Annotated in this window: 19 protein-coding genes; 16 read left to right on the top strand and 3 right to left on the bottom strand. The window is 55.6% G+C overall.

Annotation, left to right across the window (positions count from 1 at the left end; all coding sequences use genetic code 11):
- Window positions 1-168 precede the first annotated feature (168 nt).
- From ACFQW4_RS18140 to ACFQW4_RS18195, 12 genes are all read left to right on the top strand, one after another.
- Complete coding sequence (locus ACFQW4_RS18140; RefSeq protein ID WP_192236857.1) at window positions 169-891, top strand: FadR/GntR family transcriptional regulator; 723 nt, start codon at window positions 169-171, stop codon at window positions 889-891.
- The gene (locus ACFQW4_RS18145; protein ID WP_192236856.1) at window positions 888-1,883 is read left to right on the top strand and encodes an ABC transporter ATP-binding protein; all 996 of its coding nucleotides are present in this window, start codon (window positions 888-890) and stop codon (window positions 1,881-1,883) included. Before ACFQW4_RS18140 ends, ACFQW4_RS18145 begins: the two co-directional genes overlap by 4 nt.
- Window positions 1,880-2,941 carry an ABC transporter ATP-binding protein gene (locus ACFQW4_RS18150; RefSeq protein WP_192236855.1) on the top strand — a complete coding sequence of 354 codons (1,062 nt, stop codon included), beginning with the start codon at window positions 1,880-1,882 and terminating at the stop codon, window positions 2,939-2,941. The genes ACFQW4_RS18145 and ACFQW4_RS18150 overlap by 4 nt, the downstream gene beginning before the upstream one ends.
- 16 nt (window positions 2,942-2,957) lie before the next feature.
- Complete coding sequence (locus ACFQW4_RS18155; protein WP_192236854.1) at window positions 2,958-4,475, top strand: ABC transporter substrate-binding protein; 1,518 nt, start codon at window positions 2,958-2,960, stop codon at window positions 4,473-4,475.
- A gap of 17 nt (window positions 4,476-4,492) precedes the next feature.
- On the top strand, window positions 4,493-5,434 hold the full coding sequence (locus ACFQW4_RS18160; RefSeq protein ID WP_137384873.1) for an ABC transporter permease: 942 nt from the start codon (window positions 4,493-4,495) through the stop codon (window positions 5,432-5,434).
- 2 nt (window positions 5,435-5,436) lie between these two features.
- Window positions 5,437-6,318: an ABC transporter permease gene (locus ACFQW4_RS18165; protein ID WP_101763820.1), complete on the top strand. Its 882-nt coding sequence runs from the start codon at window positions 5,437-5,439 to the stop codon at window positions 6,316-6,318.
- Window positions 6,319-6,327: 9 nt separating this feature from the next.
- Entirely contained in the window at window positions 6,328-7,926 is a 1,599-nt protein-coding gene (locus ACFQW4_RS18170; RefSeq protein ID WP_377726508.1) for a gamma-glutamyltransferase family protein, read from the top strand.
- Between the two features lie 173 nt (window positions 7,927-8,099).
- Entirely contained in the window at window positions 8,100-8,813 is a 714-nt protein-coding gene (locus tag ACFQW4_RS18175) for a DUF3053 domain-containing protein (protein ID WP_110867877.1), read from the top strand.
- Window positions 8,814-9,270: 457 nt separating this feature from the next.
- Window positions 9,271-11,205 carry a PTS mannitol transporter subunit IICBA gene (locus tag ACFQW4_RS18180; protein ID WP_101763823.1) on the top strand — a complete coding sequence of 645 codons (1,935 nt, stop codon included), beginning with the start codon at window positions 9,271-9,273 and terminating at the stop codon, window positions 11,203-11,205.
- A gap of 94 nt (window positions 11,206-11,299) precedes the next feature.
- Window positions 11,300-12,448, top strand: coding sequence for a mannitol-1-phosphate 5-dehydrogenase (gene mtlD, locus ACFQW4_RS18185; protein WP_101763824.1), 1,149 nt, complete (start codon window positions 11,300-11,302; stop codon window positions 12,446-12,448).
- Window positions 12,449-12,508: 60 nt separating this feature from the next.
- A complete protein-coding gene (mtlR, locus tag ACFQW4_RS18190) occupies window positions 12,509-13,054 on the top strand; it encodes a mannitol operon repressor MtlR (RefSeq protein ID WP_192236852.1) in 546 nt (181 codons plus the stop codon).
- Between the two features lie 176 nt (window positions 13,055-13,230).
- Window positions 13,231-13,593 (top strand): YibL family ribosome-associated protein, encoded by a 363-nt coding sequence (locus ACFQW4_RS18195; protein ID WP_007893377.1) that lies wholly within the window; start codon window positions 13,231-13,233, stop codon window positions 13,591-13,593.
- A gap of 7 nt (window positions 13,594-13,600) precedes the next feature.
- On the opposite strand, the gene ACFQW4_RS18200 is transcribed toward ACFQW4_RS18195, so the two are convergent.
- The 3 genes from ACFQW4_RS18200 to ACFQW4_RS18210 form a co-directional block, all read right to left on the bottom strand.
- A complete protein-coding gene (locus ACFQW4_RS18200) occupies window positions 13,601-14,563 on the bottom strand; it encodes a VirK/YbjX family protein (protein WP_101763825.1) in 963 nt (320 codons plus the stop codon).
- A 188-nt stretch (window positions 14,564-14,751) separates the two neighbouring features.
- Window positions 14,752-15,369, bottom strand: a complete 618-nt coding sequence (sodA, locus tag ACFQW4_RS18205) for a superoxide dismutase [Mn] (RefSeq protein WP_101763826.1) — start codon at window positions 15,367-15,369, stop codon at window positions 14,752-14,754.
- 160 nt (window positions 15,370-15,529) lie between these two features.
- Window positions 15,530-16,555 carry a LacI family DNA-binding transcriptional regulator gene (locus ACFQW4_RS18210; RefSeq protein ID WP_101763827.1) on the bottom strand — a complete coding sequence of 342 codons (1,026 nt, stop codon included), beginning with the start codon at window positions 16,553-16,555 and terminating at the stop codon, window positions 15,530-15,532.
- 295 nt (window positions 16,556-16,850) lie between these two features.
- On the opposite strand from ACFQW4_RS18210, the gene ACFQW4_RS18215 reads away from it, so the two are divergent.
- From ACFQW4_RS18215 to alsE, 4 genes are read left to right on the top strand one after another with little or no spacing between them, the layout of a single operon-like run.
- Entirely contained in the window at window positions 16,851-17,294 is a 444-nt protein-coding gene (locus ACFQW4_RS18215) for a PTS sugar transporter subunit IIA (RefSeq protein WP_137384868.1), read from the top strand.
- 15 nt (window positions 17,295-17,309) lie between these two features.
- Window positions 17,310-17,576, top strand: a complete 267-nt coding sequence (locus ACFQW4_RS18220; protein WP_101763934.1) for a PTS sugar transporter subunit IIB — start codon at window positions 17,310-17,312, stop codon at window positions 17,574-17,576.
- 43 nt (window positions 17,577-17,619) lie between these two features.
- On the top strand, window positions 17,620-18,879 hold the full coding sequence (locus ACFQW4_RS18225) for a PTS ascorbate transporter subunit IIC (RefSeq protein WP_110867875.1): 1,260 nt from the start codon (window positions 17,620-17,622) through the stop codon (window positions 18,877-18,879).
- Between the two features lie 50 nt (window positions 18,880-18,929).
- A complete protein-coding gene (alsE, locus tag ACFQW4_RS18230; protein ID WP_101763830.1) occupies window positions 18,930-19,610 on the top strand; it encodes a D-allulose 6-phosphate 3-epimerase in 681 nt (226 codons plus the stop codon).
- Window positions 19,611-19,636 lie beyond the last annotated feature (26 nt).

Below are 19,636 nucleotides of genomic sequence, written 5' to 3' on the forward strand. Positions count from 1 at the left end.
GATCATGTGGTTATTACACATTGATGACACGCCAATCCGAACCAATTAAATATTGGTTCACTTCTTGCCTACGCTAAGAAAGCTGCCGAATTCGCCTTTCATCAGGAAAAGTGCTGGATACGCGGCGATTACCGATCTTTTTCTGATGCATAAGCAGGCGAACCAATTATGAATGACACGCCAGAAACCAGCCGCAACTCCAGCACCGCACTTGAGCAACTGCGCCAGCTGATTCAGCAACAGGAGCACACGCCCGATCGCGCGCTGCCCACCGAACGTGAGTTAGCCGAGCGGTTTGGCATCGGTCGTCGTGAAATTCGCCGGGCATTAGATGTGCTGGAAGAAGAGGGCCGCATCTGGCGTAAACAGGGCAAAGGCACCTTTGTTGGGCCCTCCGCGCCAGTGCAGCCGCTGGTGCTACAGGATCTGCCACAGCAATCGAATCTGCTTGAAGTGATGGAAGCGCGTTTACAGCTGGAGCCGGGGCTGGCACGTCTTGCCGCCCTGCGCGCCACCAAAGAACAAATCGCCTTAATGAAACGCCTGCTGGAGCGCATGCACGCCATCACGCCGCCTGAAGATGGCGATCAGCATGAACTGTGGGACAGCGCCTTCCATCGCGCCATCGCCGAAGCGGCGGGCAATCGCTTGATGCTCGGGCTGTTTGATGCCGTCGATGCGGTGCGCCGCGATCCCGGCTGGCAGCATTTGCGGGTGCAGGCGCGTACCCCGGCACGCCTGGATAACTATGACACCCATCATCAGCGGCTGGTGATGCACATCGCCCAGCGCCAGCCCCATGAAGCGGCAGCGGCGATGCGTGAGCATCTGCTTGCGCTGCAACAGGCGCTGATGGAAACGCTCTATTCCCGTCAGGAGGAAGCGCCATGACCGCACATCCCGTTTTATCGCTACGCAATCTGCGCGTGCAGTTTCGTGGTTCGCCGGTCACGGTACTGGATGATATTTCTCTGGAGCTACAGGCGGGAGAAACGCTGGCGCTGGTCGGTGAATCGGGCTGCGGCAAAAGCATCACCTCACTCACGTTAATGGGTTTGCAGCCTGACAGTGCGCAAATCTTGCAGGGCGACATGCTGTTTGATGGCCGCGATCTGCGCCAACTCAGCAGCAGTGAATACGCCAGCCTGCGTGGCAACCAATTGGCGATGATTTTTCAGGAACCGATGACCTCGCTTAATCCAGCCTTCACGCTTGGCGATCAGCTGAGCGAAGCGGTGATGCGCCATCGCAAAGTGAGTAAGCGCCAGGCAATGGACGCGGCGCTGGCGATTCTGCAAAAAGTGCAAATTCCAGCAGCGGAACAGCGGCTGAAAGCCTATCCGCATCAGCTCTCCGGCGGCATGCGCCAGCGTGTGATGATTGCCATGGCGCTGATCAACCAGCCAAAACTGTTGATTGCCGATGAACCCACTACCGCGCTCGATGTCACCATTCAGGCGCAAATTCTGGCGCTGTTGAACACCCTAAAACAGGAAACTGGCACCGCAGTATTGATGATCACGCATGATCTCGGCGTGGTAGCGGAAGTGGCGCAGCGCGTGGCGGTGATGTATGCCGGTCAGGTGGTGGAGAGCGGCAGCGTGGAGCGTATTTTCAACGATCCGCAGCATCCGTACACCATTGGCCTGATGGGCTCAATTCCCAGCCTGAGCGCGCGTGAAGGGGCGTTAGCTACCATTCCCGGCCAGGTGCCGTTGCCGGAAAACATGCCGGCTGGCTGCCGCTTTGCCACGCGTTGCCCCTTCGCCGAAATACGCTGCCACCAGCATCGTCCGGCGTTGCGCGCACTGGTGAACGATCATCATGTGGCCTGTTTCCGCGCGCCGTTAGAGCAACACGTCACGCTGGGAGAAAGTGCATGAAGCCGATTTTAGAGTGCCGCGATTTAAGCAAAACCTTCTCCACGGGCAACCGGCTGTTTTCACGCAATCGCGGCGTGACGGCGGTCGATCGCGTTGCGCTACAGGTGATGCCGGGCGAAACGCTGGCGATTGTCGGCGAATCCGGTTCCGGTAAATCGACGCTGGGACGTTTGCTGCTGCGTTTATTAGCCGCCAGCGCCGGCGACGTGTTCTATCAGGGCGAAAGCATCACCGATGCCAGCGGCGCGCGACTCAATCAGCTGCGTCGCGAATTGCAGATTATCTTTCAGGATCCGTTTGCCTCGCTCAATCCGCGCATGACGGTGCAGCAGATTGTTGGCGAACCTTTGTGGCTGCATGAAAAGATGAGCCGCGATCAGCGCCACGCGCGCGTCGCCGAACTGCTGCACACCGTTGGCCTGCCTGCGGCCTGGGTCGAACGTTACCCGCACGAGTTTTCAGGCGGTCAGCGCCAGCGCATTGGTATTGCCCGCGCGCTGGCCTCACAGCCGAAATTACTGCTCGGCGATGAGCCGGTTTCAGCGCTGGATGTGTCCGTGCAGGCGCAGGTGGTGAATCTGCTTGAGAGCCTGAAACAGCAGTTTGGCCTGACGATGGTGATCGTGGCGCACGGTTTGGCGGTAATCCGCCATATGAGCGATCGCGTGGCGGTGATGTATCTCGGTCAGATTGTCGAACTGGCCAGCGTCGATGAGATTTTTGATGCGCCGCTCCATCCTTATACGCAAGCGTTGATTGCCTCCGCGCCACAAATGCAGCCGGGCGTCAGTCGCACCATCCCAATGCTGCAGGGTGATTTGCCCAACCCAGCAGATCCACCTAGCGGCTGCCGTTTTCATACCCGTTGTCCCTATGCCACAGCGGAATGTCGCCAGTTTGAACCGATTAATCAGGTGCTGAGCGGCGGCCGTCAAATTGCCTGTCACCGCTGGCAGGAGATTAATCGCGATCGCAGCGTCATCACCCTTGCGCCACCTTCCGCCGCTTTTTTACGTCGCCGCGCCCTGTTTGAGCAGGCGGTGAATCAGCAAGCCTAACCTCTGGAGATACACCGTGAAGCAAGCTCGTCATACGTTATTAACCGCCCTCAGCGGTCTGTTACTGCTCGGGGCTAGCGCCCACAGCCAGGCTGACAGCGTGATTCGCATCGGCCTGGGCGCCGATCCCGACATGCTCGATCCGCATCTGGCGCGCACCTATTACGGCCGTTTTGTTTTTGCGGCCATGTGCGATCGTTTGGTCGATGTTGACCAAAACCTCAAAGTGGTACCGGGTCTCGCGACCGATTGGGCGTGGAGCGAGGACGGCAAAACGCTGACCATGAATCTGCGCAGCGGCGTGACCTTCCACGATGGCGAAAAATTTGATGCGCAAGCGGTGAAATTCAATATCGAACGTGCGCAAACGCTGCCGGGTTCGCTGCGTAAAAGTGAAATCTCCTCGATTGAAAGCGTGGAAGTGAGCGGCCCGATGCAGGTGAAGTTCCACCTGAAAAACCCGGATGCGGCGCTGCTGAGCCAACTGACCGACCGCGCCGGAGCCATGCTGGCACCGGAAGCGGCGAAAAAGCCCGATTTCGCCGCTCATCCGGTCTGCTCTGGCCCGTATCAGTTCGACAGCCGTGTTCAGCAGGATCGCATCGTGCTGAAGCGCTATGACAATTACTGGAATAAAGGCGCCTATCACTTCGATAAGGTGATTTTCCTGCCGATCCCGGATGCTTCAGTGCGCCTCGCGAACCTGCGTGCGGGCGATTTGGATCTCACCGAAGGCGTGGCCGCCAGCGATGTGAAAACCGTTGAAGCCGATAGCAAACTGGCGCTGGCAAAAGTCACAGGTCTTGGTTATCAGGGCATCACTTTCAATATCAACAACGGCAAAGTCGATGCTAATAGTCCGCTGAAAGATGCGCGGGTGCGTGAAGCGTTCTCACTGGCGATTGACCGTGATGCGCTGAATCAGGTGGCGTTTGAAGGCTTATATACGCCAGCCAATCAGGCGTTTTCACCGGTCAGCGCGTATCACGTCAAAACACCGATCGCACCGCGCGATGTTGAGAAAGCCAAAGCACTGCTGAAGGCTGCGGGTGTTACCACACCGCTGAATCTGACGCTGCTGGTCAGCAATAACCCGACCGCGCAGCAGGTGGGCCAGGTGATTCAGGCGATGGTCGGTGAAGCCGGTTTCAACCTCAATCTGCAAATGAGTGAGTTCGCCACCCTGTTGGATCGCCAGCAGCGCGGGGATTATCAGCTTAGCTTGTCGGGTTGGTCTGGTCGTCCGGATCCGGACGGCAGCATCTATTCGTTTATTAACAGCAAAGGCACGCTCAATGACGGACGCTACAGCAATGCGCAGGTCGATGAGTGGCTGAATGCCGCGCGTCTCACCAACGACCAGGCACAGCGTCAGGCGCTCTACACCCAGGTGGTGAACCAACTGCAAAGCGATATGCCGATTGCATACCTCTACTTTGAGCCACGCATTTTTGGCATGTCGAAAAAACTGCAGGGCTTCAAAGCCTGGCCGGACGGATTGGTACGTTTGGCTGGCGTAAGTCTGGCGCAGTAAACCGCTAAGGAGCGAGGATGCTGGAACTGATTGTAAAACGGCTATTGCTGGCCATTCCGACGCTGCTGCTGGTGAGCATTATGGTGTTCGCACTGCAAAAGCTGCTGCCGGGCGATCCGGTGCTGGCGATGGCGGGCGAAGAGCGCGATCCAGCGGTTATCGCCCAGCTGCGGGCGGAATATCATCTGGACGATCCGATTCCCGCGCAATATTTCGCCTGGATGGGTAATGCGCTAACCGGCGATTTGGGCATGTCGCTGCGCACCAAAGAGCCGGTGACGGCGCTGATCGCCAGCAAATTGCCGGTCACGCTGGAATTGTCATTGCTGGCGATGATTATCGCGCTGGTGATTGGCATCAGCATGGGCATCATCGCCGCAGTGCGCAAAGACAGTTGGGTCGATCACACCACCAACTTTGTCGCGCTTTCCGGGATTTCAGTGCCTCACTTCTGGCTCGGTATTCTGCTGATTTTGCTGTTTTCCGTGCACCTGCAATGGCTGCCGGCATCGGGTTTTGTGCCGGTTAGCGAAGATGTGGCGCAGAACCTGAAAACGCTGCTGCTGCCGGCGCTGGTGCTTGGTACCGGACTGGCCGCCACGTTAATGCGCCACACTCGCGCTTCAATGATCGCCGTGCTGAAAGCGGATTACATTCGCACCGCACGCGCCAAAGGGCTGCTGGCAAAGAAAGTGGTGCTCAAGCATGCGTTGCGTAATGCGCTGATGCCGATAGTTACTCTCACCACGCTGCTGTTTGGCGAGTTGCTGGGTGGCGCGGTGCTGACCGAGCAGGTCTTCACGCTGCCCGGCTTTGGCAAGATGATTGTCGATGCGGTATTCAACCGTGATTACGCCGTGGTGCAAGGCGTGGTGCTGGTGGTGGCGATTGGCTTCTTGCTGCTCAATCTGCTGGCTGATGTGCTCTATATGATCATTAACCCGAAAATGCGAGGCTGACCATGAGCGAGGTATTAACCGCTGGCGCACTGCCTGCAGTGGCAAAGCCGAATCGTCGGGTGCTGAAAAAGTTTCTGCGTAATAAAAGTGCGCTGATTGGTGCGGTGATTGTGCTGCTGTTTGTCGCCGTGGCGCTGCTGGCACCGTGGCTGGCACCGTTTGATCCCATCAAAGCCAATTTCCTTGCGGTGCGTAAAGCACCTACGGTGCTGCACTGGTTTGGCACCGATGAGCTGGGGCGCGATATTTTGTCTCGCCTGGTGTGGGGCGCCCGTACTTCGCTGCTGGCGGGCTGCATTTCGGTGCTGATCGCCATTCTGATTGGTGTGCCGCTTGGGTTGATTGCCGGTTACTGGCAAGGCTGGTGCGACGGCATTATTTCGCGCTTTATCGAAGCGCTGCTGGCATGCCCGTTTCTGATTCTGGCAATCGCGCTGGGAGCGTTTCTCGGCCCGAGCTTATCAAACGCTATGATTGCCATCGGTTTATCTGCGATGCCGATTTTCGCGCGCTTGACGCGCGGCCAGGTGATCGCCATACGCCACGAAGAGTACATTGACGGCGCGCGAGCGATTGGCCTGCCCGATCGCTGGATCATCCTGCGTTACGTGCTGCCCAATGTGCTGTCGCCAATTCTGGTGCAGGCCACGCTGGCGATTGCTTCGGCGATCATTACCGAAGCCAGCCTCTCATTCCTTGGCCTCGGCCAGCAACCGCCCTCGCCTTCATGGGGCGCGATGCTGAATACCGCCAAAGGCTTTCTCGAACAGGCGCCGTGGATGTCGATTTTCCCCGGACTGGCTATTTTTCTCACCGTGCAGGGCTTCAACCTGCTGGGCGACGGTTTGCGCGACGCGCTCGACCCACGTGATGACTCACACTAAGGAACGATCATGAGTGAACTGGATTTTAACGTCAGCTATGCCTCACACCGCGTACCGATGATGGGACGCAACGCGGTTGCCACTTCGCAGCCGCTGGCGGCGCAAGCCGGGATGCGTATGTTGCAACAGGGCGGCAATGCGGTAGATGCGGCGATTGCCAGTGCAATGGCATTGACCGTGCTGGAGCCTAGCGGCAACGGACTCGGCAGTGACGCCTTTGCGATTATCTGGGATGGCAAACAGCTGCACGGTTTGAATGCCTCGGGCCGCTCGCCCACCGCATGGAACCCGGAACGCTTTGCCGGACGCGATGCCATGCCGGAAATTGGCTGGGAAGCGGTCACCGTGCCGGGCGCGGTTTCGGCGTGGGTCGAGCTGGCCGAACGCTTTGGCACGCTGCCGCTCACCACGCTAGCGCAACCGGCCATTGAATACGCGCGCGATGGTTTCCCGGTTTCACCGCTGATTGGTCATCTATGGCAGCGCGCCTACCACAAGCTGAAAGATCAGCCCGGCTTCGTCGAGTGCTTTGCGCCTGATGGACGACCGCCGCGTGCCGGCGAGCTGTTCCGTAATCCGGCGCAAGCCGAAACGCTGCAAAAAATCGCCGAAACGCGCGGTGAAACCTTCTATCGTGGCGAGCTGGCTGAAAAGATAGTGGCGTTTGCTGAGCAGCATGGTGCGGCGCTGAGCCTTGATGATCTGAAAAATCATCGCGCCGACTGGGTAGAATTGTTATCGCGTCCGTTTGCGGGCGGATCGGTGCAGGAACTGCCGCCGAACGGTCAGGGCATCGCCACCCTGATTGCGCTGGGCATTCTCGAACAGTGGGATATCGGCCGCTATGAACCGGATTCGGTGCCGTGGCTGCATCTGTCGATTGAAGCGATGAAGCTGGCGCTGGCCGATCTGGATCGCTATGTCAGCGATTACGATCACCTTGAGTTCCCGGCAGAATTGCTTCTCAGTGATGAGTATTTAAAACAGCGCGCGCAGTTGATTAATCCCGAACGGGCCGGAGATTTTACCTTTGGCTCCCCGCAGCAGAGCGGCACGGTTTATCTTTCTACCGCTGATGCCAGCGGCATGATGGTGTCCTTTATACAGTCAAACTACATGGGCTTCGGTTCTGGCGTAGTGGTGCCGGGCACCGGCATTAGCCTGCAAAATCGTGGCTGCGGTTTCTCGCTCGATCCGCAGCATCCCAATGTGGTGGCCGGCGGCAAACGTCCGTTCCACACCATCATTCCGGCGTTTGCCCTCGACGGTGACGGCCAGCCGCTGATGTCGTTTGGCGTGATGGGCGGCCCGATGCAGGCGCAAGGTCATTTGCAGATGGCGCTGCGTATCATGCAGCATAAGCAAAACCCGCAGGCAGCGATTGATGCACCGCGCTGGCGCGTTGAGCAAGGACGTGCGGTGGTGGTTGAACCCGGCATCGACCGTAACGTGCTGGCGAAGCTGCGCGAGATGGGGCACCAGATCACGCTGGAAGATCCTTTGCTCGGCTATAACTTCGGCGGTGCGCAGGCGATTGTGCGCGATCCGCAAGGCTTCTATATCGCCGCCACTGAAAGCCGTAAGGATGGTCAGGCGCTGGTGTTTTGATTTAACGTGTTAAAACGGTCACCATTATTGGTGACCCTGGAATTCCGCCATTTCCTTATCGGGTGCGCATTTATGCGCACCAGGCAAACGCCGCCCGTTGTACCCGTCAGGCCATTGCACTATTCTTTAGGACCATTCCCATCGAATCGAATTAGCCATAACAGGAGTTCATCATGGCGTCAGGAATTTCTCGCATCTGGATGCGTACCGGCATGCTGATGGTCAGCGCGTTAGTGGTGCTGCAACTCACAGCCTGCGGTGACAAAGAGGGCGATCAGCGTAAAGCGTTCAGTGACTTCCTTCAGAACACGGTGATGCGCAGTGGCGAACATCTGCCAAGCCTGAGTGAAAACCAAAAGCAAACCTTCGGCAACTACGCCAGCGACTACGCCATCCTTTATGGCTTCTCGCAGCAGACCAATCAGGCGATTGAGCAAGGCATGCGCCCGGTGGTTGATGAGTTAGCGGCGATTCGTGTACCGCAGGATTACCTCACGCGTCGCGATAGCTTGCGCCAGGCCAGCGGCAATCTGAGCGTGCTGACCCAGCAGATTCAGAGCGCCAAAATGCAGGCGGACAGCAGCAAAGCCACCCTGAAGCAGCCGGATGACCTGAAGAAAGTGTATGACGCGGCCTACGTCAAAGTCGTGACGCAGCCAGCGAGCACGCTGATTCCGCTGCTGCCACAGCTGCAGGCGCTGAGCCAGGCAGCCGTGCAAACCGGTGACTATCTGCAATCGCAAGGCACGCGTGTAACCTTCAACGATGGCGGCGTACAGTTCCCAACCCAGGATCAGGCAACGCAATACAACACGCTGATGAGCAATCTCTCCAGCAACGCGCAAGCGCTGACGCAAGCGCAAAATGCGGTGCAAGGCGGGTTGTAACAGTCGAACTATTTTAGTGGTCGCCATCAATGGCGACCCTGAAAGTCTGTTGTCCCTTTTCAGAATTTCGTCACTTCCTTACAGCTCACTTATCTGCTGCAGCATATTGTGATCTGGCGCATTTTCGACCACAAATAGTTTGTGACATTGATCACACTTACACAATAAAGCGCCCACTTCAAAAGGTGACTTAAGTCACATTCATCGCCTTGTTTTGCTTAATTTTTCGGCACCGTTGCTTTCTTACAGCGCCTTTTTGTGATCAATGTCACCTTATCGCCCCCCAATCACCCCAACTTAGCGTGATCTGCATCACACTTAGGTGCAGCTCTACGCAGCGTAATAAACTAGTGCTAGAGTCCGCGTGCATACAGTAATGCCACGGCCCCCGCCGTAACGTTCAAACAAAAACAAACGCGCTCTCTTATTGCAGCGCGTCTCAATAAGGGGTGGGTTTATGTCCTCATCAGTAAAGGTCAAGGTTCAGAGCTTTGGTCGCTTTCTGAGTAATATGGTGATGCCTAACATCGGTGCGTTTATCGCATGGGGTATCATCACTGCGCTGTTCATCCCAACCGGATGGATTCCAAACGAAACGCTGGCGAAACTCGTCGGTCCAATGATCACCTACCTGCTGCCGCTGCTGATTGGTTTCACCGGTGGACGTCTGGTTGGCGGCGATCGCGGTGGCGTGGTCGGTGCGATCACCACCATGGGCGTGATCGTCGGTGCCGATATGCCGATGTTCCTCGGCTCCATGATTGCCGGTCCGCTGGGCGGCTGGGCGATCAAATCCTTTGACCGCGTTGTTGATGGCAAGATCAAAAGCGGCTTCGAGATGCTGGTTAACAATTTCTCGGCCGGTATCATTGGTATGCTGCTGGCGCTGCTGGCGTTTGTCGCTATCGGTCCACTGGTTGAAGGCCTGTCTCACATTCTCGCCGCGGGCGTGAATCTGATGGTGCAGAACAACCTGCTGCCGCTGACCTCAATCTTTGTTGAACCGGCGAAAATCCTGTTTCTCAATAACGCCATCAACCACGGTATCTTCTCGCCGCTGGGTATCCAGCAGGCGAGCGAGGCGGGCAAATCAATCTTCTTCCTGATTGAAGCCAACCCTGGTCCGGGTATGGGCGTGCTGGTTGCCTACATGGTATTTGGCCGCGGTAGCGCCAAACAATCTGCAGGCGGTGCAGCGATCATCCACTTCCTTGGTGGTATCCACGAAATTTACTTCCCATACGTGCTGATGGCGCCGCGTCTGTTGCTGGCGGTAATTCTCGGCGGTATGACTGGCGTATTCACCCTGACACTGCTGAACGGCGGCCTGGTCTCTCCGGCTTCTCCAGGTTCCATCCTGGCGGTGCTGGCGATGACGCCAAAAGGCGCTTACTTCGCGAATATCGCTGCCATTATCGCTGCATTTGCCGTCTCCTTTGTGGTCTCAGCTATCCTGCTGAAAACCAGCAAAGTGAAAGAAGATGACGACATCGAAGCGGCGACGCAGCGCATGCAGGATATGAAAGCGCAGTCAAAAGGTCAGGCTGTTGCCGGTTCGCCAGTTGCTGGCGATGCGATGAGCGTTGACCTGAACCACGTGCGTAAAATCATCGTAGCCTGTGACGCCGGTATGGGTTCAAGTGCGATGGGTGCGGGCGTGCTGCGTAAGAAAGTGCAGGACGCGGGTCTGAGCAATATCTCTGTCACCAACACGGCGATTAACTCGCTGCCGGGCGACGTTGATCTGGTGATTACCCACCGCGATCTGACCGAACGTGCAATGCGTCAGGCGCCGCAGGCGCAGCACATTTCGCTGAACAACTTCCTTGATAGCGCGCTGTACAGCAACCTGACCGAACGTCTGGTGGCCGCTAACCGCAGCGAAGCGCGTCGTGAAACCGTGCAGACCACGCTGGCTGACAGCTACGACGAAGGCAACGCGCACCTGTTCAAACTGGGTGCAGACAACGTGTTCCTCGGTTTGAGTGCCACCCATAAAGAGCAGGCGATTCGCTTTGCGGGTGAGCAGCTGGTGAAAGGCGGCTACGTGCAGCCGGAATATGTTGATGCGATGCTGGAACGCGAAAAGCTGACGCCAACTTACCTCGGTGAATCCATTGCTGTGCCACACGGTACTGTAGAAGCGAAAGACCGCGTGCTGAAAACCGGCGTGGTGTTCTGCCAGTATCCGGCGGGCGTGCAGTTTGGTGATGAACCAGAAGACGTGGCGCGTTTGGTGATTGGTATCGCCGCTCGCAATAACGAGCACATTCAGGTGATTACCAGCCTGACCAACGCGCTGGATGATGACAGCGTGATTGAGAAGCTGGCCAATACCACCAGCGTGCAGGACGTGTTGGATCTGCTCTCGGGCAGCACCGTCAAAGCGTAATACCCCGTTTTACCTTCCCTGGGGCGGGTAAGCCCGTCCCACATTTCCGGGGCGGACTTGCCCGCCCTTTCGTCATTTGATATGGGTCAAATTTATGAAAGCGTTACATTTTGGAGCAGGTAACATCGGTCGCGGTTTTATCGGTAAGTTACTGGCAGATGCCGGCATCGAGCTGGTGTTTGCTGACGTCAATCAGGTGGTACTTGATGCCCTTAACGCCCGTCATGAGTATCCGGTTCATGTGGTTGGCGAACAGGCAAAAGTCGAAATCGTAACAGGCGTGAGCGCCGTTAACAGCACCAGCGATGACATCGTTACGCTGATTGCTGAGGTTGATATCGTGACCACGGCGGTTGGCCCGCAGATTCTGGAGCGCATCGCCGGTGGCGTCGCGAAAGGTCTGGCCAAACGCAGCGACAGCGGTAATGTGCGTCCACTCAACATCATCGCCTGTGAAAACATGGTGCGCGGTACCAGCCAGCTGAAACAGCACGTGCTAAAAGCGCTGCCAGAGCAGTATCACGCATGGGTTGAAACGCATGTTGGCTTCGTGGATTCCGCGGTAGACCGCATCGTGCCGCCGTCCGAAGCGGGCACCACCGATCCGCTGGAAGTCACCGTGGAAACCTTCAGCGAGTGGATTGTTGATAAAACCCAGTTCAAAGGGGAATTGCCGAACATTCCTGGCATGGAATTGACCGACAACCTGATGGCATTCGTTGAGCGCAAGCTGTTCACTCTCAATACCGGTCACGCCATCACCGCGTATCTCGGCCAGCTGGCTGGTCACGCTACCATTCGTGACGCGATTCTCGATGAGAACGTGCGTGCGGTAGTGCAAGGCGCGATGCAGGAGAGCGGCGCCGTGCTGATCAAGCGTTATGGTTTTGAAGCCGATAAACATGCTGCCTATATCCAGAAAATCCTCACCCGCTTCGAAAACCCGTACCTGAAAGATGACGTTGAGCGCGTCGGTCGTCAGCCGCTGCGTAAACTCAGCGCGGGCGATCGCCTGATCAAGCCAACGCTGGGCACGCTGGAGTATCAGCTGCCGCACGATAATCTGGTTCAGGGCATTGCCGCCGCGATGCACTATCGCAGCGAAGCCGATCCGCAGGCGCAGGAACTGGTCGCGCTGCTGGCAGAAAAAGGCCCGCAAGCCACGCTGGCGGAAATTTCTGGCCTGGATGCCAACAGCGAAGTGGTCACCTCAGTGGTGAGCGCTTACAACGCTATGGCATAATGCGCGCCCTTTAGTGGTTAACTCGGGCGCGCTTGCGTGCCCGCTGGCGGTAGCTGAACGATGCAGGCAATGATGGAAGAGAAGCAGGCTTTTGAAAACCGGGTGCTTGAGCGCCTGAACGCCGGTCGTTCGGTGAGAAGCTTCCTGATCGCCGCCGTTGAGCTGCTGACCGAAGCGGTTAACCTGCTGGTGCTGCAAGTGTTTCGCAAGGACGATTACGCGGTTAAATACGCGGTAGAACCGCTGCTGCTGGGTGATGGTCCGCTGGGCGAACTCTCGGTTCGCCTCAAGCTGATTTACGGCCTGGGCGTGATCAACCGGCATGAGTACGAAGATTGTGAACTGCTGCTGGCGCTGCGTGAGGAGCTGAATCACGATATCAGCGATTATCGTTTTACCGACGATGAGATCCTCGGCCCGTTTGGCGAACTGCACTGCGTGGCCGCCTGGCCACCGCAGCCAGACTTCAACCGCGACGACGACCAACTGCGCTCCATGCAGCAACAGCGCTATCTGCAGATGGTGCGTTCAACCATGGTGCTGTCGCTCACCGAGCTGATTTCACGGATTTCGCATAAGCAGGTGTTTAAAAAGCCGGCGCTGTAGTTTTCGTATGAACAAGCGCGATGAACCGTGCCGCTGCGGATAAGTGCGCGTGAGGCATCTACGTCTTAAATCAGCACGCATTGTCGCGGCGCGATTTATCGCGCGAAGTCATGCGCTGCAAAGTTGCCTGAATTTGATGTATCCTTTGCCTGTTTTCCTTAACGAGTTTTCCCCCAATGAAAGAACAAGAAAAAGCCGAGATCAAACTTCTGAGCGATCAGCTCGATGCGCTCAACCGCAAAGAAGCCCCGCTGTTAGCCTCTGGCGATGCCGAAAAGCTCGGTGAACTGCTGCGTGAAAAAGAGAAGCTGGAGCTGGAAATTGAGCGCCTGCGCGGTGTGCGCACCGAGAAGCTGAGCAAAGAAGCGCAACAGCTGCAGAAGCTGGGCTTTAGCCGCGAAATCACCAAAAAAGAACAAGCCAACATGGGCGCATTCAAGAAAAGCGTGCGCGGCCTGGTGGTGGTACACCCAATGACCGCGCTCGGACGTGAGATGGGACTGAAAGTGATGACCGGCTACGCGAAGCAGCCGTTCTAATCTTGACTTACGCGGCGTGTGAAACGTCGCGTAGGATGCCCGCCGCCTGATGAACTTGTTCATTCAGACTGTCCAGCAAGGCATAACGACGGCGATACTCGGCGCGCTTCTTGCTGGCAATCTCTTCCAAATCTTTACGCTCCGCGCGTAACGGCAACGTAAATAGCTCATCGCCACGCGCCACGCCACCCAACGACAACCAAAACTCGCTGTAGCTGGCAAAGAACTTATCACCTTTACTGTGACGGTAGCGCAGGCTGCGAAACACGTGCGTGGTATCGCCAACGGCGGTGATCGCCTCAACGCCACACTGTTCCGCCAGATTAAATACTACTTCCATCAGCAGGCGTTTTGGGAATACGCCGTGCGCCGCTTTGGTGGCATCGCGAATCACATCGTTAGAAATATGCTTACGCGGCCCCTGCAATCCACCAATTAATAACGTGCGCTTCTGCTGTTCGCGAATAATTGAGAAAGAGAGCGACGCAATTAACTGCGTTTCATAGCGCAATTCCAAAGTAATTTCACCTTCACGGTCAAAGCGGCCCGGACAGCAGTGAATCACATACGTCTCATCATTTTTGCCGCTCAGGCTGGCCAGTAAATTATCACCCGGACTCTGCAACAGCTGACGCAGCGCCGCATTGTCTAACTGATCCATCAACGTATAGTGATCGATGATCGCCTGCGCGCGCTGCGCCACGCTGAATCCCGCACGCAGATAAGGACGATGTGGCTTCGCCGGCAGCAAACCCTGCATGGTCAGCAGCTGTGGTAACGCAGATAATTGCGCCAACTGGTGCAGGTAATTAAAGGTAGTTACAGGAAAGACCAGCGATCTTAAGGCAAATTTCGCGCGAAATCTTCCGCTATTCCATAATTTATTTGGCCTGAACTTTCCGCTTATTAACGGCAAAAATAGCGGTGCTGACGAATCATTATTCGTCACAGAAGTTGTGATAGTAGACATGATTATTTAGGCTTGGCGAGACAAATTATCGCCACTATATGCCCCAAATTATCAACGGCAGGTTAATAGCTTTCGCAGCGGAATAGTCGTGTGCGGGAATATTCAGGTCGTTTAGCAAGGGTTTATAAAGGCGAAAAAAAACCGGTGAAGAGATCACCGGTTTAGTGCGTTGCGGCTATAGCCTGAACTTACTTCGCAGCAGCGAAACGTGCTGCAGCTTCGTCCCAGTTCACTACGTTCCAGAATGCTTTGATGTAATCAGGACGTTTGTTCTGATACTTCAGGTAGTAAGCGTGTTCCCACACGTCCAGACCGATGATCGGCGTGCCTGAAACGCCAGCAACGGCTTCACCCATCAGCGGGCTATCCTGGTTTGCGGTTGAAACCACAGCCAGTTTGTCGCCTTTTTTCACCAGCCACGCCCAGCCTGAACCGAAGCGAGTAGTCGCAGCTTTCTCAAACTCAGCCTGGAAAGCTTCAACGCTACCGAAATCTTTTTCGATGGCGGCTTTCAGGTCGCCCTGCAGCGAGGTGCCCAGCTTCAGACCTTTCCAGAAGAAGCTGTGGTTAGCGTGGCCGCCTGCGTTGTTACGCAGTGGACCTTTTTTGTCTGCTGGCAGCTGATCCAGTTTGGTGATCAGCTCTTCTACCGGCAGGTCAGCGAATTCGGTACCTTCCAGCGCAGCGTTAGCGTTGTTAACGTAGGTCTGGTGGTGTTTAGTGTGATGGATTTCCATCGTCTGCTTGTCGAAGTGCGGTTCCAGTGCGTCGTACGCATACGGCAGGGATGGCAGTGAATAACTCATGTTCTTCCTCTCCATTTTAGTGTTTTGCAGCACCACCTCACTGGGCGTGCCGCGTAAGCAGTCGGATCATTATAGTTAAAAACATGATCCGTAAAAGGGTTATCAATGCCTTAGAATTGATAAGGATTTGATGAATTTGGGAAAAGGTGCGCACGCACGGCTACACCTTGTGGCTGCTGGCGCGCAGTTTTAGCTGCACCGGCAGTTCATTGATGGCTGGCGGCTCATCACCTTTGAGCGCCGCCAGCAGACGTTTACCCGCCATGCGCCCCATCTCTTCATACGGCAGCACAATGCTGGTGAGCGGCGGCGAACATACGGCCGCTAGCGGACCGCCGCCGATGCTGGCAATCGCCAACTGGCTGGGAATCGCAATCCCCGCCGCATGGCACGCCATGATAGCGCCGCAGGCCACTTCGTCGCTGGTGCAAATCAGCACATCCAGCTCCGGCCAGGTCAGGCGAATTTCCGCCAGCAAGCTGTGCCCGGCGGCAAAGGTCGGCATTTTCGGCGAGGTCACCACGCGATGCGGCGCCTGATTCATCGCCAGCATGCCGCTGTGCCAGCCATTCAGCAGCTGGCGGAAGATGGTGTTATTACTCTGCGTGCACAGCAAACCGAGATTGCGATAGCCGCGCTCGACCAGACTTTGCACCAACTGGCGAATCGCTTTGGCGTAATCGACACCAATGCTGATCCCCGCCGAATCCTGATGCACGCCGCCAATATCCATGACCGGTAGCCCGGAATTGCTCAGCAGACGATGCGCTTCGGCGGCGTTATCAAAATTGAAATGCACCATCGCCGCCGGATTATAGGAGAGCAACATTTCGATCAGCTCGCTCTCTTCTGCCGCCGAATGGTTGGCTTCAGCCAGCATCATGTTATAGCCCTGCGGCCGCAGCACTTCCTGTAGCGCTTCGGAAACAATTGCACTGCCCGGCGTGGCAAACGATGGCACCACCATGGTGATCAGGCGTGATGTGGCAGATGCCAGATTGCTCGCCTGCACATTCGGCACATAGGAGAGCTCAATCACTGCCGCATCGATTTTGGCGCGAATTTCAGGCGACACTTTCTCCGGCATGCGTAGCGCGCGCGACGCTGTCATGGTGCTTACGCCCACCAAACGGGCAACATCGGCTAAAGTGCTTTTACCGGTACCGCGCCGTTTTTTTTCTGTCATGCGATCTCCTGCATTACTCGCTACTTTTTTGCCAGGACGCAGCTTAAAACCAAATCTGTTAACGCGCCATGTGAAAAACCACAGTTTCGGGCATGCCTCACCCCGCGATCTTTTCAGAATGATTGAGCATGTCAGGTGCTTGCAACCAAGACAAACGCACAGCAAGGAAATGTTAGCGATAACACGTTTTTTAACAATAACGGTGTTAGCGCTAACTTTTGCGACAATCATCACAGAAAACCGCTGAGAAAATAACCTACATTGCACTCCATCGACGAATAAACAGGAATGACTGATGCTCACTCAATGGCTAACGCCGCAACATATTCGGGTAGTCGAGCAGGTTAGCGACTGGCAGGAAGCAGTGCGATTATCTGCCGAACCGCTGCTGGCCGCTGGGGCGATCAGCCCGGCTTATCTCGATGCCATCTTCACTTCGCATGCCGAACTCGGCCCTTACTACGTGCTGGCGCCGGGCCTGGCGATGCCGCATGCCCGCCCGGAACAAGGCGCGCGCAAAAACGGCCTGTCGTTGCTGCATGTGAAAAATGGCGTGAATTTTCAGGCCGATGAAAACGATCCGGTTTATGTGGTCATCATGCTGTGCGCGGTATCTGGTGACGATCACATTCAGATGATCACCGCCTTAGCGGACGTGTTCAGCGACGAATCCCGCCTGCAGCAGTTGCTGTCGGCTTCTACCCTGTCAGCGATTGAAGCTGTCATTGAAAATAAATAACCAGAGAACCCTATGATGAAAAAAGTCCTGATTGTGTGTGGAAATGGTTTAGGTAGCAGCTTTATTGTTGAAATGAACGTGAAGAAGATTGTGGCGGAATTAGGCAAAGAGGCAGAAGTGGGCCACACCGATTTAACCTCTGCGAAATCTGAACAGGCTGATTTAATCATTGCCGCAAAAGATATTGCCGACCAACTAGCCGGGCACAGCGCGAAAGTCGTTGGTCTGACAAACCTGCTGGATAATGCAAAGATTAAAGAAATTTTGGCTGAAAATATCTAACAACAGTTTATCCCGAAAAACTTTACTCACTATGGAGTAAGTTATGCTGCAGTTTATAATTAAGGATGTTCTTGGAACACCCGCTATACTTGTCGGCCTTTTTTCCCTGTTTGGTTTATTACTGCAAAAGAAACCGGTTTCTGATGTTATTTCCGGTACGCTTAAAACCATCATGGGTTTTGTTATTCTCATCGCCGGGGCCAATTTAATTGCGGCCACATTGACCATCTTCAGTCAGCTGTTTGAGCACTCTTTTAATATTCAGGGCGTAGTGCCAAATACGGATGCAATGGCCGCGCTGGCGCAGAAAAGTTACGGCACCGAAACCGCCATGATTATGGTGTTTGGTATGCTGGTGAACATCTTGCTGGCGCGCATTACCCCGTTGAAATACATCTTCCTGACCGGTCACCACACGCTGTATATGTCGGCGATGCTGGCGGTAATTCTGTCGGTAGGCGGCATTCACGGCTTCTGGCTGGTGCTGATTGGTTCGCTGATTCTCGGCACCATGATGGTGGTTTGCCCGGCGATTCTGCAGCCGTTCACCCGCAAAATCACCAACTCGGACGATCTGGCGCTCGGCCACTTTGGCTCAACCGGCTATCTGCTCTCCGCGTTAGTGGGCAAAATGGTCGGTAAAGGCAGCCCGTCGATTGAAGAGCTTAAGGTGCCGAAAACCCTCAACTTCCTGCGCGACTCATCGGTAGCGATTTCGCTGACCATGATGATTCTTTTTATCGCGCTGGTTCTGGTTGCCGGTAAAGAATTCACCGAAAGCATCAGTGGCGGCCAAAACTACATTGTGTTCGCCATCATTCAGTCGATCACCTTTGCTGCGGGCGTCTATATCATCCTCGCCGGTGTGCGCATGGTGATTGCCGAAATCGTGCCGGCCTTTAAAGGTATCGCCGATAAGCTGGTACCCAACGCCAAACCGGCGCTGGATTGCCCAACCGTGTTCCCGTTCGCGCCGAATGCGGTGATCATCGGCTTCCTGTCGAGCTTCTCCGCCGGCTTGATTAGCATGTTCCTGTGTCCGCTGTTTGGTCTGAGCGTAATCGTTCCGGGTCTGGTACCGCATTTCTTCTGCGGTGCGACCGCTGGCGTCTACGGCAATATCACCGGCGGACGTCGCGGCGCTGTGATCGGTGCCTTTGTGCAAGGCTTGCTGATCTCCTTCCTGCCAGCGATTCTGCTGCCGCTGATGGGCGACCTCGGCTTCGCTTCCACCACCTTCGGTGATGCCGACTTCGGCATTGTTGGTATCGTGCTCGGCCACATTATTTCGTTCTTCCATTGATGTCATCAACAGCGCCTGCGGGCGCTGTTGTTGTAATGAGGAAATAAGTTATGCAAGCCAAATTCTCCCCCTCCTTAATGTGCATGGATCTCACGCGTTTTCGCGAGCAGGTTGAAGCGATGAATAGCACCGCTGCCTTTTATCATGTCGATATTATGGATGGCAGCTATGTGAAGAATATTACGCTGTCGCCGTTCTTTATTGAGAACCTGCGTAAAATTACTGATGTACCAATTGATGTGCATTTAATGGTAAATCATCCGGAAGATATTATCCCAATGTGCATTGAGGCCGGCGCAGATATTATTAGCTTCCACCCGGAAACCGCTAATAACAAAATTTTCCGCCTGCTGACGCAAATTAAAGACGCAGGCCGTCGCTGCGGCGTGGTGTTAAATCCGGCCACACCGGCAGAAACTATTCGTGAATATGCGCACCTGCTGGATAAAGTCACGGTGATGTCAGTGGATCCGGGTTTCGCCGGGCAAACATTTATCCCGCAAACGCTGAATAAGATTCGCCAGCTGATCGCCATGCGCGAAGAGCACGGTTATCACTATCTGACCGAAATTGATGGTTCATGCAACGCACGCACCTTCCGGCAGATTGCTGCTTCAGGCGTGGATGTGTTTATTGTGGGCACGTCGGGTTTGTTTAATCTGGATGACGATGTCGCGCAGGCGTGGCAGAAGATGGAGAGCATTTTCGCCGAGGAAACCGCAGCTGCGTAAACCTGCACATATCGTAGCGGCGCAAT

This window comes from Pantoea sp. GCM10028869 (genome assembly GCF_042666835.1).
GTDB lineage: Bacteria > Pseudomonadota > Gammaproteobacteria > Enterobacterales > Enterobacteriaceae > Pantoea > Pantoea leporis.